Annotated in this window: 22 protein-coding genes; 19 read left to right on the top strand and 3 right to left on the bottom strand. The window is 60.4% G+C overall.

Annotated elements, in window-relative coordinates:
* Positions 1-47: 47 nt before the first annotated feature.
* Entirely contained in the window at positions 48-1238 is a 1191-nt protein-coding gene (gene hmpA / locus CKW09_RS18760; RefSeq protein WP_095098846.1) for an NO-inducible flavohemoprotein, read from the bottom strand.
* Between the two features lie 358 nt (positions 1239-1596).
* On the opposite strand from hmpA, the gene glyA reads away from it, so the two are divergent.
* Both glyA and CKW09_RS18750 read left to right on the top strand, forming a co-directional pair.
* Positions 1597-2850, top strand: a complete 1254-nt coding sequence (gene glyA / locus CKW09_RS18755) for a serine hydroxymethyltransferase (RefSeq protein WP_061796459.1) — start codon at positions 1597-1599, stop codon at positions 2848-2850.
* 155 nt (positions 2851-3005) lie between these two features.
* The gene (locus CKW09_RS18750; protein ID WP_061796460.1) at positions 3006-4151 is read left to right on the top strand and encodes a 3-phenylpropionate MFS transporter; all 1146 of its coding nucleotides are present in this window, start codon (positions 3006-3008) and stop codon (positions 4149-4151) included.
* Here CKW09_RS18750 and csiE read toward each other — a convergent pair whose 3' ends face one another.
* Positions 4152-5417 (bottom strand): stationary phase inducible protein CsiE, encoded by a 1266-nt coding sequence (csiE, locus tag CKW09_RS18745; protein ID WP_061796461.1) that lies wholly within the window; start codon positions 5415-5417, stop codon positions 4152-4154. It abuts the gene before it with no gap.
* A gap of 181 nt (positions 5418-5598) precedes the next feature.
* On the opposite strand from csiE, the gene CKW09_RS18740 reads away from it, so the two are divergent.
* Complete coding sequence (locus tag CKW09_RS18740; RefSeq protein ID WP_370671111.1) at positions 5599-6234, top strand: DUF1007 family protein; 636 nt, start codon at positions 5599-5601, stop codon at positions 6232-6234.
* Complete coding sequence (locus CKW09_RS18735; RefSeq protein WP_095098843.1) at positions 6225-7247, top strand: nickel/cobalt transporter; 1023 nt, start codon at positions 6225-6227, stop codon at positions 7245-7247. Before CKW09_RS18740 ends, CKW09_RS18735 begins: the two co-directional genes overlap by 10 nt.
* Before the next feature lie 70 nt (positions 7248-7317).
* Here CKW09_RS18735 and suhB read toward each other — a convergent pair whose 3' ends face one another.
* Positions 7318-8121 (bottom strand): inositol-1-monophosphatase, encoded by an 804-nt coding sequence (gene suhB / locus CKW09_RS18730; protein WP_061796468.1) that lies wholly within the window; start codon positions 8119-8121, stop codon positions 7318-7320.
* Between the two features lie 119 nt (positions 8122-8240).
* Between suhB and trmJ the strand changes: the two genes are divergently transcribed.
* The 15 genes from trmJ (at position 8241) to rodZ (ending at position 20904) form a co-directional block, all read left to right on the top strand.
* Complete coding sequence (trmJ, locus tag CKW09_RS18725) at positions 8241-8975, top strand: tRNA (cytosine(32)/uridine(32)-2'-O)-methyltransferase TrmJ (RefSeq protein WP_061796470.1); 735 nt, start codon at positions 8241-8243, stop codon at positions 8973-8975.
* 193 nt (positions 8976-9168) lie between these two features.
* Positions 9169-9663, top strand: coding sequence for a Fe-S cluster assembly transcriptional regulator IscR (gene iscR / locus CKW09_RS18720; RefSeq protein ID WP_020828166.1), 495 nt, complete (start codon positions 9169-9171; stop codon positions 9661-9663).
* Between the two features lie 55 nt (positions 9664-9718).
* Positions 9719-10933, top strand: coding sequence for a cysteine desulfurase (gene iscS, locus CKW09_RS18715; RefSeq protein WP_061796472.1), 1215 nt, complete (start codon positions 9719-9721; stop codon positions 10931-10933).
* A 24-nt stretch (positions 10934-10957) separates the two neighbouring features.
* Positions 10958-11344 (top strand): Fe-S cluster assembly scaffold IscU, encoded by a 387-nt coding sequence (iscU, locus tag CKW09_RS18710; protein WP_061796473.1) that lies wholly within the window; start codon positions 10958-10960, stop codon positions 11342-11344.
* Positions 11345-11406: 62 nt separating this feature from the next.
* Positions 11407-11730: an iron-sulfur cluster assembly protein IscA gene (iscA, locus tag CKW09_RS18705; protein ID WP_061796474.1), complete on the top strand. Its 324-nt coding sequence runs from the start codon at positions 11407-11409 to the stop codon at positions 11728-11730.
* Positions 11731-11792: 62 nt separating this feature from the next.
* Positions 11793-12314 carry a co-chaperone HscB gene (gene hscB, locus CKW09_RS18700; RefSeq protein ID WP_061796475.1) on the top strand — a complete coding sequence of 174 codons (522 nt, stop codon included), beginning with the start codon at positions 11793-11795 and terminating at the stop codon, positions 12312-12314.
* A 26-nt stretch (positions 12315-12340) separates the two neighbouring features.
* Positions 12341-14191, top strand: coding sequence for a Fe-S protein assembly chaperone HscA (gene hscA, locus CKW09_RS18695; protein ID WP_095098840.1), 1851 nt, complete (start codon positions 12341-12343; stop codon positions 14189-14191).
* A gap of 2 nt (positions 14192-14193) precedes the next feature.
* A complete protein-coding gene (fdx, locus tag CKW09_RS18690) occupies positions 14194-14529 on the top strand; it encodes an ISC system 2Fe-2S type ferredoxin (RefSeq protein WP_004952086.1) in 336 nt (111 codons plus the stop codon).
* A 32-nt stretch (positions 14530-14561) separates the two neighbouring features.
* Positions 14562-14762 (top strand): Fe-S cluster assembly protein IscX, encoded by a 201-nt coding sequence (gene iscX / locus CKW09_RS18685; RefSeq protein ID WP_061796479.1) that lies wholly within the window; start codon positions 14562-14564, stop codon positions 14760-14762.
* An 83-nt stretch (positions 14763-14845) separates the two neighbouring features.
* Positions 14846-16141 (top strand): aminopeptidase PepB, encoded by a 1296-nt coding sequence (gene pepB / locus CKW09_RS18680; protein WP_061796480.1) that lies wholly within the window; start codon positions 14846-14848, stop codon positions 16139-16141.
* Positions 16142-16230: 89 nt separating this feature from the next.
* Positions 16231-17061 (top strand): enhanced serine sensitivity protein SseB, encoded by an 831-nt coding sequence (sseB, locus tag CKW09_RS18675; RefSeq protein ID WP_061796481.1) that lies wholly within the window; start codon positions 16231-16233, stop codon positions 17059-17061.
* Positions 17062-17225: 164 nt separating this feature from the next.
* Entirely contained in the window at positions 17226-17651 is a 426-nt protein-coding gene (ndk, locus tag CKW09_RS18670; RefSeq protein WP_004952077.1) for a nucleoside-diphosphate kinase, read from the top strand.
* A gap of 236 nt (positions 17652-17887) precedes the next feature.
* Positions 17888-19084 (top strand): bifunctional tRNA (adenosine(37)-C2)-methyltransferase TrmG/ribosomal RNA large subunit methyltransferase RlmN, encoded by a 1197-nt coding sequence (locus tag CKW09_RS18665; RefSeq protein WP_061796483.1) that lies wholly within the window; start codon positions 17888-17890, stop codon positions 19082-19084.
* A 97-nt stretch (positions 19085-19181) separates the two neighbouring features.
* The gene (gene pilW, locus CKW09_RS18660; RefSeq protein WP_061796522.1) at positions 19182-19931 is read left to right on the top strand and encodes a type IV pilus biogenesis/stability protein PilW; all 750 of its coding nucleotides are present in this window, start codon (positions 19182-19184) and stop codon (positions 19929-19931) included.
* Positions 19921-20904: a cytoskeleton protein RodZ gene (gene rodZ, locus CKW09_RS18655; RefSeq protein ID WP_095098834.1), complete on the top strand. Its 984-nt coding sequence runs from the start codon at positions 19921-19923 to the stop codon at positions 20902-20904. The genes pilW and rodZ overlap by 11 nt, the downstream gene beginning before the upstream one ends.
* Positions 20905-20943: the final 39 nt, after the last annotated feature.

Here is a 20943-nt window from a genome sequence, read left to right as displayed (position 1 = left end):
GGCGGGGCGCGGCTTTTCCACGCAGGAAAGGAGCGCGCCCCGATCGATTACAGCACCTTATGCGGGCCGAAACATTCGTAGTGGATGCGCTCGGCCTCCACCCCCATCGCCAGCAGCTGTTTACCCACGTGCTGCATGAACGGCACCGGGCCGCAGAAGTAATAGTGCATCTGCGGGTCGCTCAACGCCGCGCTCAGCGCGCCAAGATCCATCAGCCCGCGGCTTTGGTAGTCGCGGCCTGCCACATCCCCGGCGCCCGGCTCGCGGTACCAGACGTGGCGGTTCAGGTTCGGCATGCGCCCGGCGATGTCCGCCACTTCGTCGGCAAAGGCGTGAACGGCGCCGTTTTCCGCCGCGTGCAGCCAGTGAATTTCCGCCTGATGTTGACTGTCGTGCAGGCTGTTCAACATACCGAGCATCGGCGTTTGGCCAACGCCGGCGGAGATCAGCGCCACCGGGGTGTTCGGCTCCGCCTCGAGGAAGAAGTCGCCGTGCGGCGGGGCGATATAAATCACGTCGCCTTCCTGCGCCTGCTGATGCAGATAGTTGGACACTTTGCCCTGATCTTCCCGCTTGACCGCGATGCGGTAGAACTCGCCGTTCGGCGCGGCAGTCAGTGAATATTGGCGAATTTCCTGATGCTCCAGGCTGTCGTGCCTGATGTAGACCGCCAGATACTGCCCCGGCTTGAAGTCGGCCACCCGGCCGCCGTCGACCGGCGCCAGCACGAAGCTGCAGATCACCTCGCTCTGCGGCTGCTTTTTGAGGATGCGGAAAGCGCGCAGGTCGCGCCAGCCGCCGTCGTCGGTTTCGCTTTGTTGATAAATCTGCTCTTCACGCTGGATAAACACGTTGGCCAGCACGCCATAGGCTTTGCCCCAGGCGTCCAGCACTGCCTGGCCCGGGCTGAACATTTCGTCCAGCGTCGCCAGCAGGTGGCCGCCGACAATCTGATACTGATCGGGCCGAATGTTGAAGCTGGTGTGTTTCTGCGCAATGCGCTCTACCGCCGGCAACAGCGCCGCCAGGTTCTCGATGTTGGCGGCATAGGCGCAGATGGCGTCGAACAGCGCCTGACGCTGATCGCCGTTGCGCTGGTTGCTCATATTGAAAATATCTTTCAATTCAGGGTTGTGCGCGAACATCCGATCGTAGAAGTGGGCGGTCAACTTCGGCCCGATAGCGGCCAGCAGCGGGATGGTGGATTTGACGGTGGCGATGGTTTGGCTGTCCAGCATGGAAGCGCTCCTTAGTGGGTTGTCCTTGAGACGATTTCTAATGATGTATTTTAAATGCATCTTATTGGCTTCCGTCGCGCTTGTAAATACCCTTGTTTTTGCTGCGGTGTTGTTGAGCGGACGATCGCGCTCACAGAACATGAAAAAACCGCATCGCCGGCATGAGGAAAAGTCCGTTGCCGAACGGGATGAATTATCGGATCAAAGCCTTGTGGAATCTTATGCCAATCGTTTGCGTAAAAACCTCTGTCAAGACCTATCCTCGGTGGGGGAAAACAGTTTACACTGTGGCCCAGAACCCAAACGGGTAGTTATTTGGTGATTTTTTAGTTAGCCGATTTAAGTCAGGAGATGCCGGATGTTAAAGCGTGAAATGAACATTGCCGATTACGATGCCGAACTGTGGCGTGCAATGGAGCAAGAAGTGGTGCGTCAGGAAGAGCACATCGAGCTGATTGCGTCTGAGAACTACACCAGCCCGCGCGTCATGCAGGCTCAGGGTTCCCAGCTGACCAACAAATACGCTGAAGGCTATCCGGGCAAGCGTTACTACGGCGGCTGCGAATACGTGGATATCGTTGAGCAGCTGGCCATCGACCGCGCCAAAGCGCTGTTCGGCGCAGACTACGCCAACGTGCAGCCGCACTCCGGCTCCCAGGCTAACTTCGCCGTTTACACCGCGCTGCTGCAGCCGGGCGACACCATTCTGGGCATGAACCTGGCGCACGGCGGCCACCTGACCCACGGTTCCCCGGTTAACCTGTCCGGCAAACTCTACAACGTGGTGCCTTACGGCATCGACGAAAAAGGCCAAATCGACTATGACGATCTGGCCAAACAGGCGCAGACCCACAAGCCGAAAATGATCATCGGCGGCTTCTCCGCCTTCTCCGGCATCGTAGACTGGGCAAAAATGCGTGAAATCGCCGACAGCATCGGCGCTTACCTGTTCGTCGACATGGCGCACGTCGCCGGCCTGATCGCCGCAGGCGTTTACCCGAACCCGGTGCCGCACGCGCACATCGTCACCACCACCACCCACAAAACCCTGGCGGGTCCGCGCGGCGGCCTGATCCTGGCGAAGGGCGGCGACGAAGATCTGTACAAGAAGCTGAACTCCGCGGTATTCCCGGGCGGCCAGGGCGGCCCGCTGATGCACGTGATCGCCGGCAAGGCGGTAGCGCTGAAAGAAGCGATGGAGCCAGAGTTCAAGATTTACCAGCAGCAAGTGGCCGACAACGCCAAAGCGATGGTGGAAGTGTTCCTGCAGCGCGGTTACAAAGTGGTCTCCGGCGGCACCCACAACCACCTGTTCCTGCTGGATCTGGTGGACAAGAACCTGACCGGTAAAGAAGCCGACGCCGCCCTGGGCCGCGCCAACATCACCGTGAACAAAAACAGCGTGCCTAACGATCCCAAGAGCCCGTTCGTCACCTCCGGCGTGCGTATCGGCACCCCGGCGGTCACCCGCCGCGGCTTCAAGCAAGCCGAAGTGCGCGAACTGGCCGGCTGGATCTGCGACGTGCTGGACAACATCAACGATGAAGCCACCATCGAACGCACCAAGAAGAAAGTGCTGGATATCTGCGCCCGCCTGCCGGTTTACGCATAATTCCGCTTTCGCTTTGAAAAACCCGCTGCGGCGGGTTTTTTTATCGCTGTTGCAAACAAACTGTGAACTGTCTGGCAGTCTAACCCTTTGAACATGAATGAAGATTGCTAGCCGGTGTGAGCTCTGTCAAAGTATCGCCTCACACCGGAGGGATCATGGTTCTGCAATCAACGCGTTGGCTCGCTCTCAGCTATTTCACCTACTTCTTTTCGTATGGCATTTTCTTACCCTTCTGGGGCGTTTGGTTAAAAGGCGAGGGCATCGCGCCCGAAACCATCGGCATGCTGCTCGGCGCCGGCCTGATTGCCCGTTTTCTCGGTAGCTTGCTGATTGCTCCCCGCGTGAAAGACCCCTCTCATCTGGTGAGTGCCCTGCGCCTGTTGGCGCTGCTGGCGCTGGCCTTCGCCGTCGGTTTTTGCTTCGGCAACGGCTGGGGCTGGCTGATGCTGGTGATCGCCGGCTTCAACCTGTTCTTCTCGCCGCTGGTGCCGCTGACCGATGCGCTGGCCGCCACCTGGCAAAAACAAATCACCATGGATTACGGCCGGGTGCGGCTGTGGGGCTCGCTGGCGTTCGTTATCGGCTCGGCGCTGACCGGGCAACTGGTGGCGGTCTGGGGCCATAACGCCATCCTCTACAGCCTGATCGCCAGCGTGCTGGCGATGCTGCTGGGCATGATGCTGAAGCCGAGCGTGATGCCGCAGGGCGAGGCCCGCGCCCACCGCGAACCCGAGCGTTCGCTGTTTGAGCTGTTGAAAGAGGGGCCGGTGTGGCGCTTTCTGCTGTGCGTCACCCTGTTGCAGGGGGCGCACGCCGGTTATTACAGCTTTGGCTCCATCTATTGGCAGGAGGCCGGTTATTCGGCCTCGACCATCGGCTATCTGTGGTCGCTGGGGGTGGTGGCGGAAGTGATCATCTTCGCCGGCAGCAATGTCCTGTTCCGCCGCTGGAATGCGCGTAGCCTGTTGCTGCTCTCGGCCTGCTGCGGGGTGCTGCGCTGGAGCCTGATGGCCTACAGCACCGAGCTGGGCTGGCTGCTGCTGATCCAGATCCTGCACTGCGGCACCTTTACCGTCTGCCACCTGGCGGCGATGCGTTTTATCGCGGCGCGCAAAGGGCCGGAGGTGATCCGCCTGCAGGCGGTCTATTCGGCGCTGGCGATGGGCGGCGGCATTGCGATCATGACGGTGATCGCCGGCTTCCTGTTCGAGCACCTGCAGGGCGGGGTGTTCTGGGTCATGGCGGCGGTGGCGGTGCCGGCGCTGTTTATTCGCCCGCCGGCGGCTAGCGCAGCCCGCTGATCAAGGCGACTCCAGCAGCGCGCGAATGGCTTTGCGCTGCTGGCGTTCCAGCGGCAGTTCGGTATAAACCAGCGGCGGCTGCGGCGCGCTATGCACCGCGGCGTAGGGGCTGATCACCAGCGTGACGCCCTGCGGCGCGCCGGCGCGCAGATAGTCGCGCAGCGGCAGATACTTGATGTTCAGCGGCAGCAGCGTCAATTCCCGGATCTGATACTCCACTTCTTCCTCCAGCTGCGGGTTGTCCAGCGTCAGCAGCAGCACCTGCTTTTCCTGCAGGGCGTTGTCCTGCATCAGCCAGGCGCCGAAGCTGATGGCCACCAGTCCCGCTTCTTCGCTGGAAAAATGAATGCCGTACTCCTGCTCCAGCGGCGCCAGCGCTTCCTGAGTGGTGCGCATCAGGCGCGGATACTTTCGCACCACCTCCTCCAACAGCATGTTGTCGATGCCGATGGCAAAGCGGCAGCGTTCGACCGCGGGCGCCAGATGGGCAAACAGCTGGCTGACCAGATCGTCCTTGCTGCTGAAGGCCATGCCGGAAATCTGCTGGAAGCGCTCGACCATGCGGTCGATCGCCGCCATCAGGCGTCGTTCTTCCGCGGAATCATTGCTGTGATAGCTGTGGTTTTTCAGCATGGTGAACATCAACGCCAAAAAGTCGCGTTCGTCCGCATGGGGCGACTGATTGAACCACTGGCCGAGGGCGTGATGCAGCAGGGCGGCCGCCCGCTGCTCAGGCTTTTGCCGCAGCCAGTCGCGCTGAACGGCGTCGAATTGCGGATGCCGCAGCCGCCGGCTTTCCCAAACGCAGTAGCGCAGGTAGTGCTGCAGGAACCGGCGATCGCGGGCGTCGAAGCTGCGGTTAAGCAGCGTTTCACAGGCGCCGATCTGCTGCTCCAGCTGCGGCGTCAGGCCGGCGTCGGCGCCCAGCGCCTGCAGCAGCAGGGGGGCGTAATAACCTTCGACAAACTGCGGGCTGCAGCGCAACGCCCGCCGCAGCCAGTGGAGCAGGCAGAGGCGTTGATTGAGCGCGCTTCCCCGAATGTGGTAACCGCGGCCAGGATCGACGGCGATCTCCAACTGGTGGAAACGCTGGATTTCGTTGGCGACCTCGGCTATATCTTGCCGGGTAATCGGGGGGGCGACGCCGTTGATTTGGCTGATGGTCTCCAGTTGTACTTCGGGCACCGGCGCATACAGCATCAGTAACAGATGACAGCGCCGTTGTTGACCGGAGAGCTCAGGCACGGGAGCGGTGTCCAGGCTCATATCACCTTCTGGCAGGTAGATGTTCAATTATTATGACTAAGCATAGCAAAAGGCATTGTGACGGTGCGGTTAGCGCCGCGGCTTTTACTCCGGCTTACAACTTTCGTCACAAATATCGGCGGCCGGCGCGACGGTTTAGGCGTGGTTTATGTTACTTTATAACAACAACGAGTATCATTCGATGATGAAGTTACGTCGTATTCTGGCCGGCGCCTGTGCCTTGTTCAGCGCCGGCGCTGGCGCTCACCCGCACAGCTTTATTGATATGAACACCACCTTTGTGGCTAAGGATCAACGGCTGGTCGGCATGAAAATGGTTTGGGTAATGGATGAAATCACCTCGGCGGACCTGCTGTACGATGCCGGCAACGCCAAAAGCGATTCGGTGGTGTGGAAAAAGCTGGCGGCGGAAGTGATGGCCAACGTGCTCGGCCAGCACTACTTCACCGACGTTTATCGCGACGGCAAACCGGTGAAATACCTTAATCTGCCGAGCGAGTATCGCCTGTCGCGGCAGGGCAATCAGGCGGTGCTGGAGTTTGTGCTGCCGCTGGCCGAGCCGCAGCCGCTGGCGGGCAAGCCCTTCGAGATAGCCACCTACGATCCCACCTATTTTGTCGACATGACCTATAAAGACCAGGCGGCGCTGCATCTGCCGCCGGAAATGGCGCAGCAGTGCCAGCTCAGCCTGAAGACGCCGAAGCCCGATGCTTCGCTGCAGGCCTATGCGCTGTCGCTCGATAAGAACGACTCGCCCGGCGAAGATATGGCGTTGGGGCAACAGTTCGCGCAACGGGTGACCCTGCAATGTCAATAAATCTCAGCCAACCGGCCGGCCGCAAACGCCACTGGGCTTTCAGCCTGTGGCCGCTGCTGCTGTTCGCGCTGCTGCTGGCGCTGGCGGCTCAGCTGGCCTGGCATTTTTGGCCGCAGCTGCTGATGCAGAGCGTGGTGTGGCAAAAGGGGCTGCACCAGCAGATGGCGGGGCTGCTGCAGCAGGTAAAGGCCGCGCCGCAGCAGGCCGGCCTGGCATTGATGCTGTTCAGCCTGAGCTACGGCGTGTTGCATGCGCTGGGCCCCGGCCACGGCAAGGTGGTGATCGCCACCTATCTGGCTACCCATCCGGCGCGGCTGAAAAGCAGCCTGAAGCTGACCTTCGCCGCGTCGCTGGTGCAGGGGGGAGTGGCGATCGCGCTGGTGACGCTGATGCTGGGGGTGCTGCAGCTGTCTTCCCGGCAGCTGCATCAGAGCAGCTTCTGGCTGGAGAAGGGCAGTTTTATCCTGGTGATATTGCTCGGGGCGTTGCTGAGCTGGCGCGCAGTGAAACGCCTGCATGCGGCGGTGAAGGCGATGCGCCCGGCGCCGGCGTTGCGCATCAACAGCCTCAAGCCGTTGGCGGCGGATCACGTTCACAGCGCGCACTGCGGCTGCGGGCATCGCCATCTGCCCAACGACAGCGAGCTGCAGGCCGGCGGCGACTGGCGCACCCAGACCGCCATCGTGCTGGCGATGGGCATGCGGCCCTGTTCCGGGGCGATTCTGGTGCTGCTGTTCTCCAAGGTGATCGGCGTATTCGCCTGGGGCGTGATTTCCGCGCTGGCGATGGCGCTCGGCACCTCGCTGACCATTTCCCTGCTGGCGCTGCTGGTGCATTACAGCCGCCGGTTGGCGGTGCGTCTCAGCCGTTCGCGCGCGCCCGCCGCCTGGAGCGCGGTGGCCTGGGGTTCGCTGGCGCTGGCCGGCGGCCTGATACTGCTGTTCGCCGGGCTGTTGTTGTACCTGAGCGCACAGCCGGAATTCGGCGGCGGCATCCGGCCGTTCTCCCGCTAACGGGCATAAAAAAAGCGCTGCAAACGCAGCGCTTCAATAAGCAAAACAGCTTCGGACGTCATAGCCTGAATTAACGCTTCAGCGCTTCGCTCAGTTCTTCACGCATGGTGGACAGCATGGCTTTCACGACGCGCGGGTTGCCGGCGACGATGTTGCCGGAGCTGAAGTGGTTGTGGCCGCCAACGAAGTCGGTCACCAGGCCGCCGGATTCGCGCACCAGCAGTTCGCCCGCGGCGAAGTCCCATGGCTTCAGGCCAATCTCGAAGAAACCGTCCACGCGGCCGGCGGCGACGTAGGCCAGATCCAGCGCGGCGGAGCCGGTGCGGCGGAAGTCCGCGCACTGGGTGAACAGTTTACCGACGACGTTGATGTAAGGGGTAGCGTGCTGTTTGAGCTTGAACGGGAAACCGGTCGCCAGGATGGTGCCATCCAGATCTTTGGCGTTGGTGCCGCGCAGGCGGTAGCCGTTCAGCTGTGCGCCCTGGCCGCGAGTGGCGGTGAACAGTTCGTTGCGCATTGGATCGTAAACCACGGCCACTTCAGTACGGCCTTTGATGCGTACCGCGATGGAAACGGAGAAGTGTGGGAAACGTTTGATAAAGTTTGAGGTGCCATCCAGTGGATCGATCACCCATTGTACATCCTGATCTTCGCCGACCAGCTCACCGCGTTCTTCGGTAATGATAGTGTGTTGCGGATAAGACTTGCGGATCACGTCGATGATCAGATGCTCTGCATCGCGATCGACGTTAGTGACAAAGTCATTGGTCCCTTTCTGGCTCGCTTCGACAGCGTCCGGGGTTTCGTAGTTTTTGGCAATCAGGTTACCGGCCTTGCGCGCAGCGCGCACGGCGATCGTCAGCATCGGATGCATGGGTATCTTCCAACTAGGATGTTAAAGAACAGGAAACGGCGCGGAGTATAGCAGGTGTTCGGCAAATTGCCTACGGCTGTGTTAAGATGCTGTGATTTTCCGCCACGCTCAGAGTTTGTATGCTGCACAATATCCGCATTGTTCTGGTAGAGACCTCCCATACCGGCAACATGGGCTCGACCGCCAGAGCCATGAAAACCATGGGGTTAACCAACCTTTATCTGGTTAACCCGTTGATCAAACCCGATTCTCAGGCGATTGCCCTGGCCGCCGGCGCCAGCGACGTGATCGGCAACGCCACCATCGTCGATACCCTGGATGACGCCATCGCCGGCTGCAGCCTGGTGGTCGGCACCAGCGCGCGTTCGCGCACGCTGCCCTGGCCGATGCTGGAGCCGCGCGAGTGCGGCGTGCGTGCGGTGCACGAAGGCGAGCACGCGCCGGTGGCGCTGGTGTTCGGCCGCGAACGCGTCGGCCTGACCAACGACGAGCTGCAGAAGTGCCACTATCACGTCGCCATTCCGGCCAACCCGGATTACAGCTCGCTGAACCTGGCGATGGCGGTGCAGATCCTGGCGTACGAAGTGCGCGTGGCTTATCTCGATCGCCAGCAGGCGGGCGCGCCGCAGCTGGAAGAAACCCCTTATCCGCTGGTGGACGACCTCGAGCGCTTTTATCAGCACCTGGAGCAGACGCTGCAGCGCACCGGTTTTATTCGCCCGGCGCATCCGGGGCAGGTAATGAGCCGGCTGCGCCGCTTGTTCACCCGCGCGCGGCCGGAAGGGCAGGAGCTGAATATCCTGCGCGGCATGCTGACGTCGATCGAGAAACAGGATAAACATCAAGGTAATTAATTGCCGTGGCGTAACGGCCAACAATAATAGTATTAGTTATCTAAAGGTTATAACATGCATTTTATATGCATTTGCTATGGCTAAGTACAAAACGTGCTAATACTTGAGTAAATTACTAGGTTAAATAGTTGACTGATTTACTCAGGAATGTCAGACTTTCGGCCATGTTTGACCAACAGGTAACCATTGAGCTATGAGACTGACATCCAAAGGCCGTTATGCCGTAACCGCTATGCTTGACGTAGCATTGCACTCCCAGGAAGGGCCCGTACCTCTGGCGGATATTTCCGAACGTCAGGGTATTTCTCTCTCTTATCTGGAACAATTATTCTCCCGTCTGCGCAAGAATGGCCTGGTGGCCAGCGTGCGCGGTCCGGGCGGTGGTTATCTGCTGGGTAAAGACGCGGGTGAGATCGCCGTTGGCGCTGTCATCACTGCCGTCGACGAATCGGTAGATGCAACCCGTTGCCAGGGTAAAGAAGGCTGTCAGGGCGGCGATCGCTGTCTGACCCATACCCTGTGGCGCGATCTGAGCGAGCGCATCAGCGGGTTCCTGAACAACATTACGCTGGCAGAACTGGTCAACAACCAGGAAGTGCTGGTGGTGGCGGATCGTCAAAACAACGATACGCGCCGCACGGCCAACGGCCGTCCGCAAGAAACTATCAACGTTAATCTGCGCGCATAAGCAGCTGGCGGTATTTTTTTTAGTTTTTGGAAGTGATGTACGGAGCATAAGAGCAATGAAATTACCGATTTATCTGGACTACTCAGCGACGACGCCGGTTGACCCGCGCGTTGCTGAGAAGATGATGCAGTGTTTGACCCTGGACGGCACTTTCGGCAACCCGGCTTCCCGTTCCCACCGTTTCGGTTGGCAGGCGGAAGAAGCGGTCGACATCGCCCGTAACCAAATCGCCGAGCTGGTGGGCGCGGATCCGCGCGAAATCGTGTTCACCTCAGGCGCGACCGAATCCGACAACCTGGCGATCAAAGGCGCTGCCAATTTCTATCAGAAAAAAGGCAAGCACGTCATCACCAGCAAAACCGAACACAAAGCCGTGCTGGACACCTGTCGCCAGCTCGAGCGCGAAGGTTTTGAAGTGACCTACCTGGCGCCGCAGAGCAATGGCATCATTGACCTGCAGGCCCTCGAAGCCGCGATGCGCGACGACACCATTCTGGTTTCGATCATGCACGTGAACAACGAAATCGGCGTGGTGCAGGATATCGAAGCGATCGGCGAAATGTGCCGCGCGCGCGGTATCATTTACCACGTTGACGCCACCCAGAGCGTGGGCAAGCTGCCTATCGATCTGAGCAAGCTGAAAGTCGACCTGATGTCGTTCTCCGGCCACAAGATTTACGGCCCGAAAGGCATCGGCGCGCTGTACGTGCGCCGCAAGCCGCGCATCCGCATCGAAGCCCAGATCCACGGCGGCGGCCACGAGCGCGGCATGCGTTCCGGCACCCTGCCGGTGCACCAGATCGTCGGCATGGGCGAAGCCTACCGCATCGCCAAAGAAGAGATGGCGTCGGAAATGGCGCGCCTGCGCACCCTGCGCGATCGTCTGTGGAACGGCGTGAAAGATATGGAAGAAGTGTATCTGAACGGCTCCCTGGAGCATGGCGCTCCGAACATTCTTAACGTCAGCTTCAACTATGTTGAAGGTGAATCGCTGATCATGGCGCTGAAAGACCTGGCCGTGTCCTCCGGCTCCGCCTGTACCTCCGCCAGCCTCGAGCCGTCCTACGTGCTGCGCGCGCTGGGCATGAGTGATGAATTGGCGCACAGCTCGATCCGTTTCTCCCTGGGGCGTTTCACCACGGAAGAAGAGATCGACTACACCATCCAACTGGTGCGCAAGTCCATCGGCCGCCTGCGCGACCTTTCTCCGCTGTGGGAAATGTTCAAGCAGGGCGTGGATATCAACAGCATCGAATGGGCACATCATTAATTCTCAGGATTCAGGAGCAAGGTCATGGCTTACAGCGAAAAAGTAATCGATCATTATGAAAACCCGCGCAACGTGGGTTCTTTCGACAACGAAGATCCCACCGTCGGCAGCGGCATGGTGGGTGCACCGGCCTGTGGCGACGTGATGAAGTTGCAGATCAAGGTCAACAATGAAGGTATCATTGAAGACGCCCGCTTCAAGACTTACGGCTGCGGTTCCGCCATCGCCTCCAGCTCGCTGGTGACCGAATGGATGAAAGGCAAGTCTCTTGATCAGGCCGAAGCGATCAAAAACACCCAGATCGCCGAAGAGCTGGAATTACCGCCGGTTAAAATTCACTGCTCTATCCTGGCCGAAGACGCCATTAAAGCAGCGATCGCCGACTACAAGAGCAAGCATGGCGCCAAGTAGTTTTTCTGAGTCAGTGAACCCGGCCGGCCAGGCTGGGCTTTGATTTGAAGTGTGAGGTTGTGATGTCAATTACCATGAGCGACAGCGCTGCGCAGCGTGTTCAGGCTTTTATGAACAACCGCGGAAAAGGTCTCGGCCTGCGTCTGGGGGTCAGAACCTCCGGCTGCTCCGGGATGGCGTACGTGCTGGAATTTGTTGACGAAATGAACGATGACGACATCGTTTTTGAAGACAAAGGCGTCAGGGTGATCATCGACGGCAAGAGCCTGGTCTACCTTGACGGCACCGAGCTTGATTTCGTTAAGGAAGGCCTGAACGAAGGCTTCAAGTTCAACAACCCGAACGTCTCAAGCGAGTGCGGCTGCGGCGAAAGTTTTAACGTCTGACAGTCCATCGTGCTCCCCCGCGTGCAGCGGGGGAACTTCATCCGCTAACGCCAGAGCACGCTATGGATTACTTTACTTTATTCGGGCTGCCCGTTCGCTATACGCTGGACGGCAGCTTGCTCACATCCCGCTTTCAGGATCTGCAGCGTCAATTCCATCCCGATCGTTTCGCCAATCAGCCGGAGCGCGAACGCCTGATGGCGTTGCAGCAGGCCGCGACCATCAATGAAGCCTACCAGTCGCTGAAGCACCCATTAAAACGCGCGGAGTATATGCTATCTTTGCACGGCTTTGATTTGGGCAACGAGCAGCACACCCTGCGCGATACCGCTTTTCTGATGGAACAGCTGGAGCTGCGCGAGGAGCTCGACGCCATTGAACGCCAGGCGGATGCGGAAAGCCTGCTGGCCGATTTCGGCGCGCGGCTGAGCGGCTCGATCAAACGGCGCAGCGCCCTGATGGTGCAGCAGTTGGACGGCGAACAATGGCCGGACGCCGCCGACACCGTGCGCAAGCTGCGCTTTTTGGACAAACTCCAGCAACAGGTTGAACAACTCGAAGAAAAACTGCTGGGTTTTGAGTAACACATTTCTATTGTGGAAGCTTCAATATGGCCTTATTACAAATTAGTGAGCCTGGCCTCAGCGCCGCGCCGCACCAGCGCCGTTTGGCGGCGGGCATCGATTTAGGCACCACCAATTCGCTGGTCGCCACGGTGCGCAGCGGGCAGGCGGAAACGCTGGCCGACGCACAGGGCCGCCCTCTGCTGCCTTCGGTGGTGCACTATCAGGCCGACGCACAGACGGTCGGCTGGGAGGCGCGCCAACAGGCGGCGCAGGATCCGGCCAACACCGTCAGCTCGGTCAAACGCATGATGGGCCGTTCCCTGGCGGACGTGCAGCAGCGTTACCCGAACCTGCCGTACCAGTTCCAGGCCAGCGACAACGGCTTGCCGATGATCGTCACCGCCGCCGGCCCGGTTAACCCGGTAGGCGTATCCGCCGATATTCTCCGGACCTTGTCCGCCCGCGCTCAGGCGGCGCTGGAAGGGGAGCTGGACGGCGTGGTGATCACCGTTCCCGCTTATTTTGACGACGCGCAGCGCCAGGGCACCAAGGACGCCGCGCGTCTGGCCGGCCTGCACGTGCTGCGTCTGCTGAACGAACCGACCGCCGCGGCGATCGCCTACGGCCTGGACTCCGGTCAGGAAGGGGTGATCGCGGTCTATGATCTGGGCGGCGGCACCTTCGATATTTCCATTCTGCGCCTCAGCCGCGGGGTGTTTGAAGTCTTGGCCACCGGCGGGGATTCCGCGCTGGGCGGCGACGATTTCGACCACCTGTTGGCCGATTGGCTGCGCGAGCAGGCCGGCGTGGCCGACCGCAGCGATCACGGCGTGCAGCGCCAACTGCTGGACGCCGCCATCGCCGCCAAAATCGCGCTGAGCGATACCGACAGCGTGCGCGTCGAGATTGCCGGTTGGCAGGGCGAAGTGACCCGTGCCCAGTTCGACGCGTTGATCGCCCCGCTGGTGAAACGCACGCTGATGGCCTGCCGCCGCGCGCTGAAAGACGCCGGCGTCGGCGCCGAAGAGGTGCTGGAAGCGGTGATGGTCGGCGGTTCCACCCGTGTGCCGCTGGTGCGTGAGCAGGTGGGCGCCTTCTTTGGCCGCACCCCGCTGACCTCTATAGATCCGGATAAAGTCGTCGCCATCGGCGCGGCGATCCAGGCCGACATTCTGGTGGGCAACAAGCCGGACAGCGACATGCTGCTGCTGGACGTGATCCCGCTGTCGCTGGGGCTGGAAACCATGGGCGGCCTGGTCGAGAAGGTGATCCCGCGCAACACCACCATCCCGGTGGCGCGCGCGCAGGAGTTCACCACCTTCAAAGACGGTCAGAGCGCGATGATGATCCACGTGCTGCAGGGCGAACGCGAACTGGTGCAGGACTGCCGCTCGCTGGCGCGCTTCACGCTGCGCGGGCTGCCGCCGCTGCCGGCCGGAGGGGCGCATATCCGCGTCACCTTCCAGGTGGACGCCGACGGCTTGCTGAGCGTCACGGCGATGGAGAAATCCACCGGCGTCGAAGCCTCGATTCAGGTCAAGCCGTCGTACGGCCTGTCCGACAACGAGATTGCCGGCATGATCAAGGATTCGATGGCCAACGCCCAGAGCGACGTCGGCGCGCGCAAGTTGGCGGAACAACGGGTGGAAGCCTCGCGGGTGCTGGAAAGCCTGCAGGGCGCGCTGGCCAGCGACGCCGCGCTGCTGAGCGAAGCGGAAAGCCAGGCGATCGCCGCCGCGTCGCAGGCGCTGCAGCAGGCGGTGCAGGGCGACTCCCCCGCCGCCATCGAAGACGCAATCAAAACATTAGATGCACAAACGCAAGATTTTGCCGCGCGCCGCATGGATGCTTCCATCCGCCGCGCGCTGGCTGGCCATTCTGTGGATGAGGTTTAACCATGCCTAAAATTGTTTTCCTGCCCCATCAAGATTTATGCCCGGAGGGGGCGGTACTGGAAGCCGAACAAGGGGAATCTATCCTCAACGTTGCGCTGCGCAACGGCATTGAAATCGAGCACGCCTGCGAGAAATCCTGCGCCTGCACCACCTGTCACTGCATCGTGCGTGAAGGCTTCGATTCTCTGGAAGAGAGCAGCGAGCTGGAAGACGACATGCTGGACAAGGCCTGGGGCCTGGAGCCGGAAAGCCGCCTGAGCTGTCAGGCGCTGGTCGCCGACGAAGATTTGGTGGTTGAAATGCCGCGTTATACCGTCAACCACGCGCGTGAGCATTAATTGTTAGCCGCGGCGCCAATCAGGAGATCATAATGGGACTGAAGTGGACCGACAGCCGAGAAATCGGCGAAGCCCTGTACGACCAATACCCGGACACCGATCCGAAAACCGTGCGTTTTACCGACATGCACCGGTGGATTTGCGATCTCGAAGAGTTCGACGACGATCCTCAGGCTTCCAACGAAAAAATACTGGAAGCGATCCTGCTGGTCTGGTTAGATGAAGCGGAGTAAATAGCGTAACGGGCTGCCATCGGCGGCCCGTTTATTTTGTATCCGACAAGATTAATAAAAGAATAATCCGGAGTAAGAAGGCTATGACAACAGAATTCATGCAGGTCAGGCTGTCGCAACAGCCTGCCGACGCTCGCTGGGGCGAGAAAGCGCTGCTGAGCACCGACGCGGAAGGGATGACTATTCATCTGATCGGCAACGACAAGCTGGGCGCGGTTCAGCGCGCCGGGCGCAAAATCGACGGTCAGGGCATCAAAAACGTGCAGCTGACCGGCGAAGGTTGGGATCTGGAAAACAGCTGGGCGTTCTGGCAGGGTTACCGCGGGCCGAAGGGCCAACGCAAGGTCGAATGGGCGGAGCTGCCGGCAGCCGAGCGCAAAGAGCTGGATCAGCGCCTGAAGATTATTGACTGGGTGCGCGACACCATCAATATGCCGGCGGAAGAGCTGGGCCCGGAACAGCTGGCGACCCGCGCCGTCGACCTGATGTGCGACGTCGGCTGCGATGCCGTCAGCTATCGCATCACCAAGGGCGAAGATCTGCGCGAGCAGAACTATGCCGGCATCCACACCGTCGGCCGCGGCTCAGACCGTTCGCCGGTGCTGCTGGCGCTGGATTTCAACCCGACCGGCAATCCGGATGCCCCGGTCTTCGCCTGCCTGGTGGGCAAGGGCATCACCTTCGACACCGGCGGCTACAGCCTGAAACAGAGCGCCTTTATGGACTCGATGAAGGCCGACATGGGCGGCGCGGCCACCATCACCGGCGCGCTGGCGCTGGCGGCGGCGCGCGGCCTGCAGCAGCGGGTGAAGCTGTACCTGTGCTGCGCTGACAACATGGTCAGCGGCAACGCCTTCAAGCTGGGCGATATCATTCGCTACCGCAACGGCAAAACCGTCGAGGTGATGAACACCGATGCGGAAGGGCGCCTGGTATTGGCCGACGGCCTGATCGACGCATCCGAGCAGAATCCGCAGCTGATTATCGACTGCGCCACCCTGACCGGCGCGGCGAAGACTGCGGTAGGCAACGACTATCACGCGCTGTTCAGCTTCGACGACGCGCTGGCGCAGGCGCTGCTGAGCAGTGCGGCGGCGGAGCAGGAGCCGTTCTGGCGCCTGCCGCTGGCCGAGTTCCACCGCAGCCAGCTGCCGTCCAACTTCGCCGAGCTGAACAACGTGGCCGGCCCGGCTTACACCGCCGGCGCCAGCACCGCGGCCGCCTTCCTGTCGCACTTTGTGAAGAACTACCAAAAAGGCTGGCTGCACATCGACTGTTCCGCCACCTACCGCAAAGGCGCGGTGGATCAGTGGTCCGCCGGGGCGACCGGCCTGGGCGTGCGCGCCCTGGCGAATCTGCTGCTGAGCAAGGCCAAATAATTGAACGCCCGTTATCGCGGGCGCTAGAATAGGCGTTATCGTCGGGGCCCAGCATGCTGGGCCCCGTTATTTGATCCCTGGAGTTTGCCATGAGTTCCCATCATCAGGATGCCGCCCCCGGCGAGAACGAACTTGAACGCCTGCTGAAGCTGGCGGTAACGGAGCCGGCCCACCGCCCGGCGTTCTTCCGCGAGCTGCTGGAGGCCACGGTATTGATCCTCGGCGACAGCGAACAGGTGCCGCAGGACGGAGACGTCATCCTGAACGCCGATACCCCCATCAATATCCAGCACTGGGAAAAGCAGGACGGCGGCAGCATCATTCCGTTCTTCTCCTCGCTGGAAGCGCTGCAGAAAGCCGTTGAGGACGAACAGCCGTTCATCGCGCTGCCGGCGCGGGTGCTGTTTGAAATCACCCAGGGCGCCGATCTGTTCCTCAACCCGAAGGCGGAGTACGGCAAGGAGTTTTACCCGGAAGAGGTGGCGATGCTGTTGGCCACCGGCGGCGTCGCCAAGCCGGTGGAGCACTATGTCGACAAGGACACGCAGATCCTGCTCGGCCAGCCCGAAGAATACCCTGCGGCGATGGTGGACGCGCTGACCACGCTGTTCAGCCAGCGCAAGCCGGTGCGCCGCGCCTTTCTGGCGCTGATGCACGATCGGGCGGTGGACGAAAAGCCCAATCTGCTGGTCGGCCTGGAGGTGGATGGCGAGCCGGCGGAGATCGACGCCTTGATCAACGAAGCCGGCGGCGTGGCCAGCGAAACGGCGCCCAACGACGAACCGGTGGATTTCTGCCTGGTGTCGGAAAAAGAGCGCGGGGTCAGCCACTATCTGATCACCCATACCCAGCCGTTCTATCAGCGCCGCTGGGGCAGCTGGCTGCGCAACATCATTCCGTCGACCGACAAAACCCAGTAACCCTTGCCGGCGGCGTCGATGATGCCCCATGAAGATCATATTTTTTTAATGAAATGTTGATTTTCCCGTAGGCAAGCGTTAACGGCGCACATATAATCTGCGCCACTTGAGAAGGCCGGCTTTGTTGCAGACCGGCCTGTTTTGGAAGCTATACAGAGGCCATCATGACCGTAGAACGTACCTTTTCCATCATTAAACCAAACGCCGTAGCCAACAACGACATCGGCGCAATCTATGCGCGTTTCGAGCGTGCAGGCTTCAAAATCATCGCATCCAAAATGCTGCGTCTGACCCGCGAACAGGCTGAAGGCTTCTACGCCGAGCACAAAGGTCGCCCATTCTTCGACGGCCTAGTTGAGTTCATGACCTCCGGCCCGATCGTGGTACAGGTTCTGGAAGCGGAAAACGCGGTACAGCGCAACCGTGACATCATGGGCGCAACCAACCCTGACAACGCACTGGCTGGCACCCTGCGCGCCGACTACGCGGACAGCTTCACCGCTAACGCCGTTCACGGTTCCGACGCGGTAGAATCCGCACAGCGCGAAATCGCATACTTCTTCAACGAAAGCGAAATCTGCCCACGTTGATGCTCGGCGTTTCCTGGCAGGAAGCGCGCATTCACCGGCTGAAACAATAAAAATGCCCTGAATGCCTTTCAGACATGGAAACCCGCTACTAAAATTTGTACAATGCCGCGCCCCTGATGAGACGACTCGTCAGGGGCGCGTTTTTAGTGCCGTCCCCGGGGTACCCGGTTTGCACCGCACAACTTACTTTCCATTCTTTAGCGCCATAACGTGTAACAACGAGGCCAGAGATCATTATGTTAGAACCCATCACGTCCGAGCACACCGTGTCTGAAAATAATTCGCTGTCTACTCAATCCGTTAACGCGGAACAACCGGCCGCAGCCAAAATTAACCTGCTGGATCTGAACCGGCAGCAAATGCGCGAATTCTTCGCCAAAATGGGCGAGAAGCCGTTCCGCGCCGATCAGGTGATGAAGTGGATGTACCACTACTGCTGCGACGATTTCGAGCAGATGACCGATATCAACAAGGTCCTGCGTCAAAAATTGCAGCGCGTCGCCGAGATCCGCGCACCGGAAGTGGCCGAAGAACAGCGTTCAGCCGATGGCACCATCAAATGGGCGATCAAAGTGGGCGATCAGCAGGTCGAAACCGTGTATATCCCGGACGGCGACCGCGCTACCCTGTGCGTTTCCTCGCAGGTAGGCTGCGCGCTGGAGTGCAAATTCTGTTCGACCGCGCAGCAGGGCTTTAACCGCAACCTGCGCGTGTCGGAGATCATCGGCCAGGTGTGGCGCGCGGCGAAAATCATCGGCGCGCTGAAAGTCGCCGGCGAACGCCCGATCACCAACGTGGTGATGATGGGCATGGGCGAGCCGCTGCTCAACCTGAACAACGTGGTGCCGGCGATGGAGATCATGCTGGACGACTTCGGCTTCGGCCTGTCCAAACGCCGCGTGACCCTGTCTACCTCCGGCGTGGTGCCGGCGCTGGACAAGCTGGGCGACATGATCGACGTGGCGCTGGCGATCTCGCTGCACGCGCCCAACGATCAGATCCGCGACGAGATCGTGCCGATCAACCGCAAGTACAACATCGAGACCTTCCTGGCCGCGGTGCGCCGCTACCTGGAGAAATCCAACGCCAACCAGGGGCGGGTCACCGTCGAGTACGTGATGCTGGATCACATCAACGACAGCACCGACGACGCGCATCAGCTGGCGGAAGTGCTGAAGGATACGCCGTGCAAGATCAACCTGATCCCATGGAACCCCTTCCCGGGCGCCCCTTACGGCCGCAGCTCCAACAGCCGGGTGGATCGTTTCTCCAAAGTGTTGATGGAATACGGCTTTACGACTATTGTTCGTAAAACCCGCGGTGACGACATCGACGCCGCCTGCGGGCAACTGGCGGGTGAGGTGATCGACCGTACCAAGCGTACCCTGAAAAAGAAAATGGCCGGGGAACCTATCAACGTGCGGGCGGTCTGAATCCTATAGCATTGTTTTTGTTATCTAACAGCCTGTTATGCGAAAAATCACCGCGGCAGGCGAACCGATAACCGCCGATAAGGAAATAAATGCGGGCATGAAGCTGAAACTGTGGGGAGTGTTGCTGGCGGCCGGTTTACTGGCAGGCTGTTCCGGTTCCTCGCCGGAAAAGGACGCGCAGTCTGGCGAAGCGGGCCAGACGCGGCTGCGGCTGGGTCTGGAATATCTGCAGCAGGGCGATATGAACGCCGCGCGGCAGAATCTGGAAAAGGCGCTGGACGCGGCCCCGCAGGATTACCGCAGCCAATTGGGCATGGCGCTCTACGAGCAGCGGATTGGCGAGAACGCCGCTGCCGAACAGCGCTATCGGCAGGCGCTCAAACTTGCGCCGGGCAATGGCACCGTATTGAATAATTACGGTGCGTTTCTTTGCAGTTTAGGGCAGTATGTACCGGCACAACAGCAGTTTAGCGCCGCGGCGCTGGCGCCCGATTACGGTCAGGTCGCCGATAGCCTGGAAAACGCAGGTTACTGTTTTCTCAAGGCCGGACAGAATGACGAAGCGCGCACCTTGTTGACCCGCGCGCTGAAGGTCGATCCGGACAAGGGCACTCCACTGTTGGTGGAGGCAGAAAAGCAATTTGGAGAAGGGAAGCGCATACAGTCGCAACTTTTATTGGATAGTTATCAACATGTTCTGCCGGCCAGCGCCAGCAGCTTATGGTTACAGATTCGTTTCGCCGCGTTAGCCGGGCGTCAGGATAGCGTTCAACGCTATGGCAAGCAGCTAGCGCGAAGTTTTCCACAATCCAAACAGTACCAGCAGTTCTTAGCTAATGAATACTGAAGCCTCCCAAGATAAAACCGAATCGATGACGACGGGCCAACGCCTGCGTCAGGCCCGTGAGCAACTCGGGCTGAGCCAACAGGCGGTAGCAGAGCGCCTGTGCCTCAAAATGTCTACCGTGCGCGACATCGAAGAAGACAGCATTTCCGCCGATCTCGCTTCGACGTTTGTGCGCGGTTATATCCGTTCTTACGCCAAGCTGGTGCATTTGCCGGAAGACGAACTGCTGCCGATCCTGGCCAAGCAGGCTCCGCTGAAAATGGCGAAGGTTGCGCCGATGCAGAGCTTCTCTCTGGGCAAACGCCGCAAAAAACGCGATGGCTGGCTGATGAGCTTCACCTGGCTGATCGTGTTCGTGGTGATCGGCCTGACCGGCGCCTGGTGGTGGCAAAACCACAAGGCGCAGCAGGATGAGATCGCCACCATGGCCGATCAGTCTTCCGCCCAGCTTTCACAAAACAACGAAGGTCAACAGGTTCCGTTGACCGACGGCAACGCCGACGGCGGCACCAGCGTGCCATTGACGGACAACGCCACCACGCCGGTTGATACCGGCGCTGCGCCACAGGCGCCGGCGGCGATCGCTCAGGCGCCTGCCGCCGAAGCGCAGCAGCCCGCCGTGGTGTCGCCAAGCCAGACGACGTTGCCGGAAACGGCGCCGGCGGCACCGTCCGCCCAGGCCCCGTTGCCGACCGCAGACGCGGGCGTGGCGGCGGCCGCAGCCGATCCTAACGCGCTGGTGATGGACTTCTCGGCCGATTGCTGGCTGCAGGTGACCGACGCCAACGGCAAAACCTTGTTCAGCGGCACCCAGAAGAGCGGCGGCAAGCTGAACCTGGCCGGCACCGCGCCGTATAAACTGACCATCGGCGCCCCGGCCGCAGTGCAGATTCAATATCAAGGTAAGCCGGTTGATTTAAGCCGGTTCGTTAAGTCAAACCGTGTTGCTCGCCTGACCGTTGCCGCGCAGTAATTGCGCGGCAGTGGCCGTGATGTCAGAGCAACAATGGAG

This window comes from Serratia ficaria (assembly GCF_900187015.1).
GTDB lineage: Bacteria > Pseudomonadota > Gammaproteobacteria > Enterobacterales > Enterobacteriaceae > Serratia > Serratia ficaria.
This window is presented reverse-complemented; position numbering and strand designations above follow the sequence as displayed.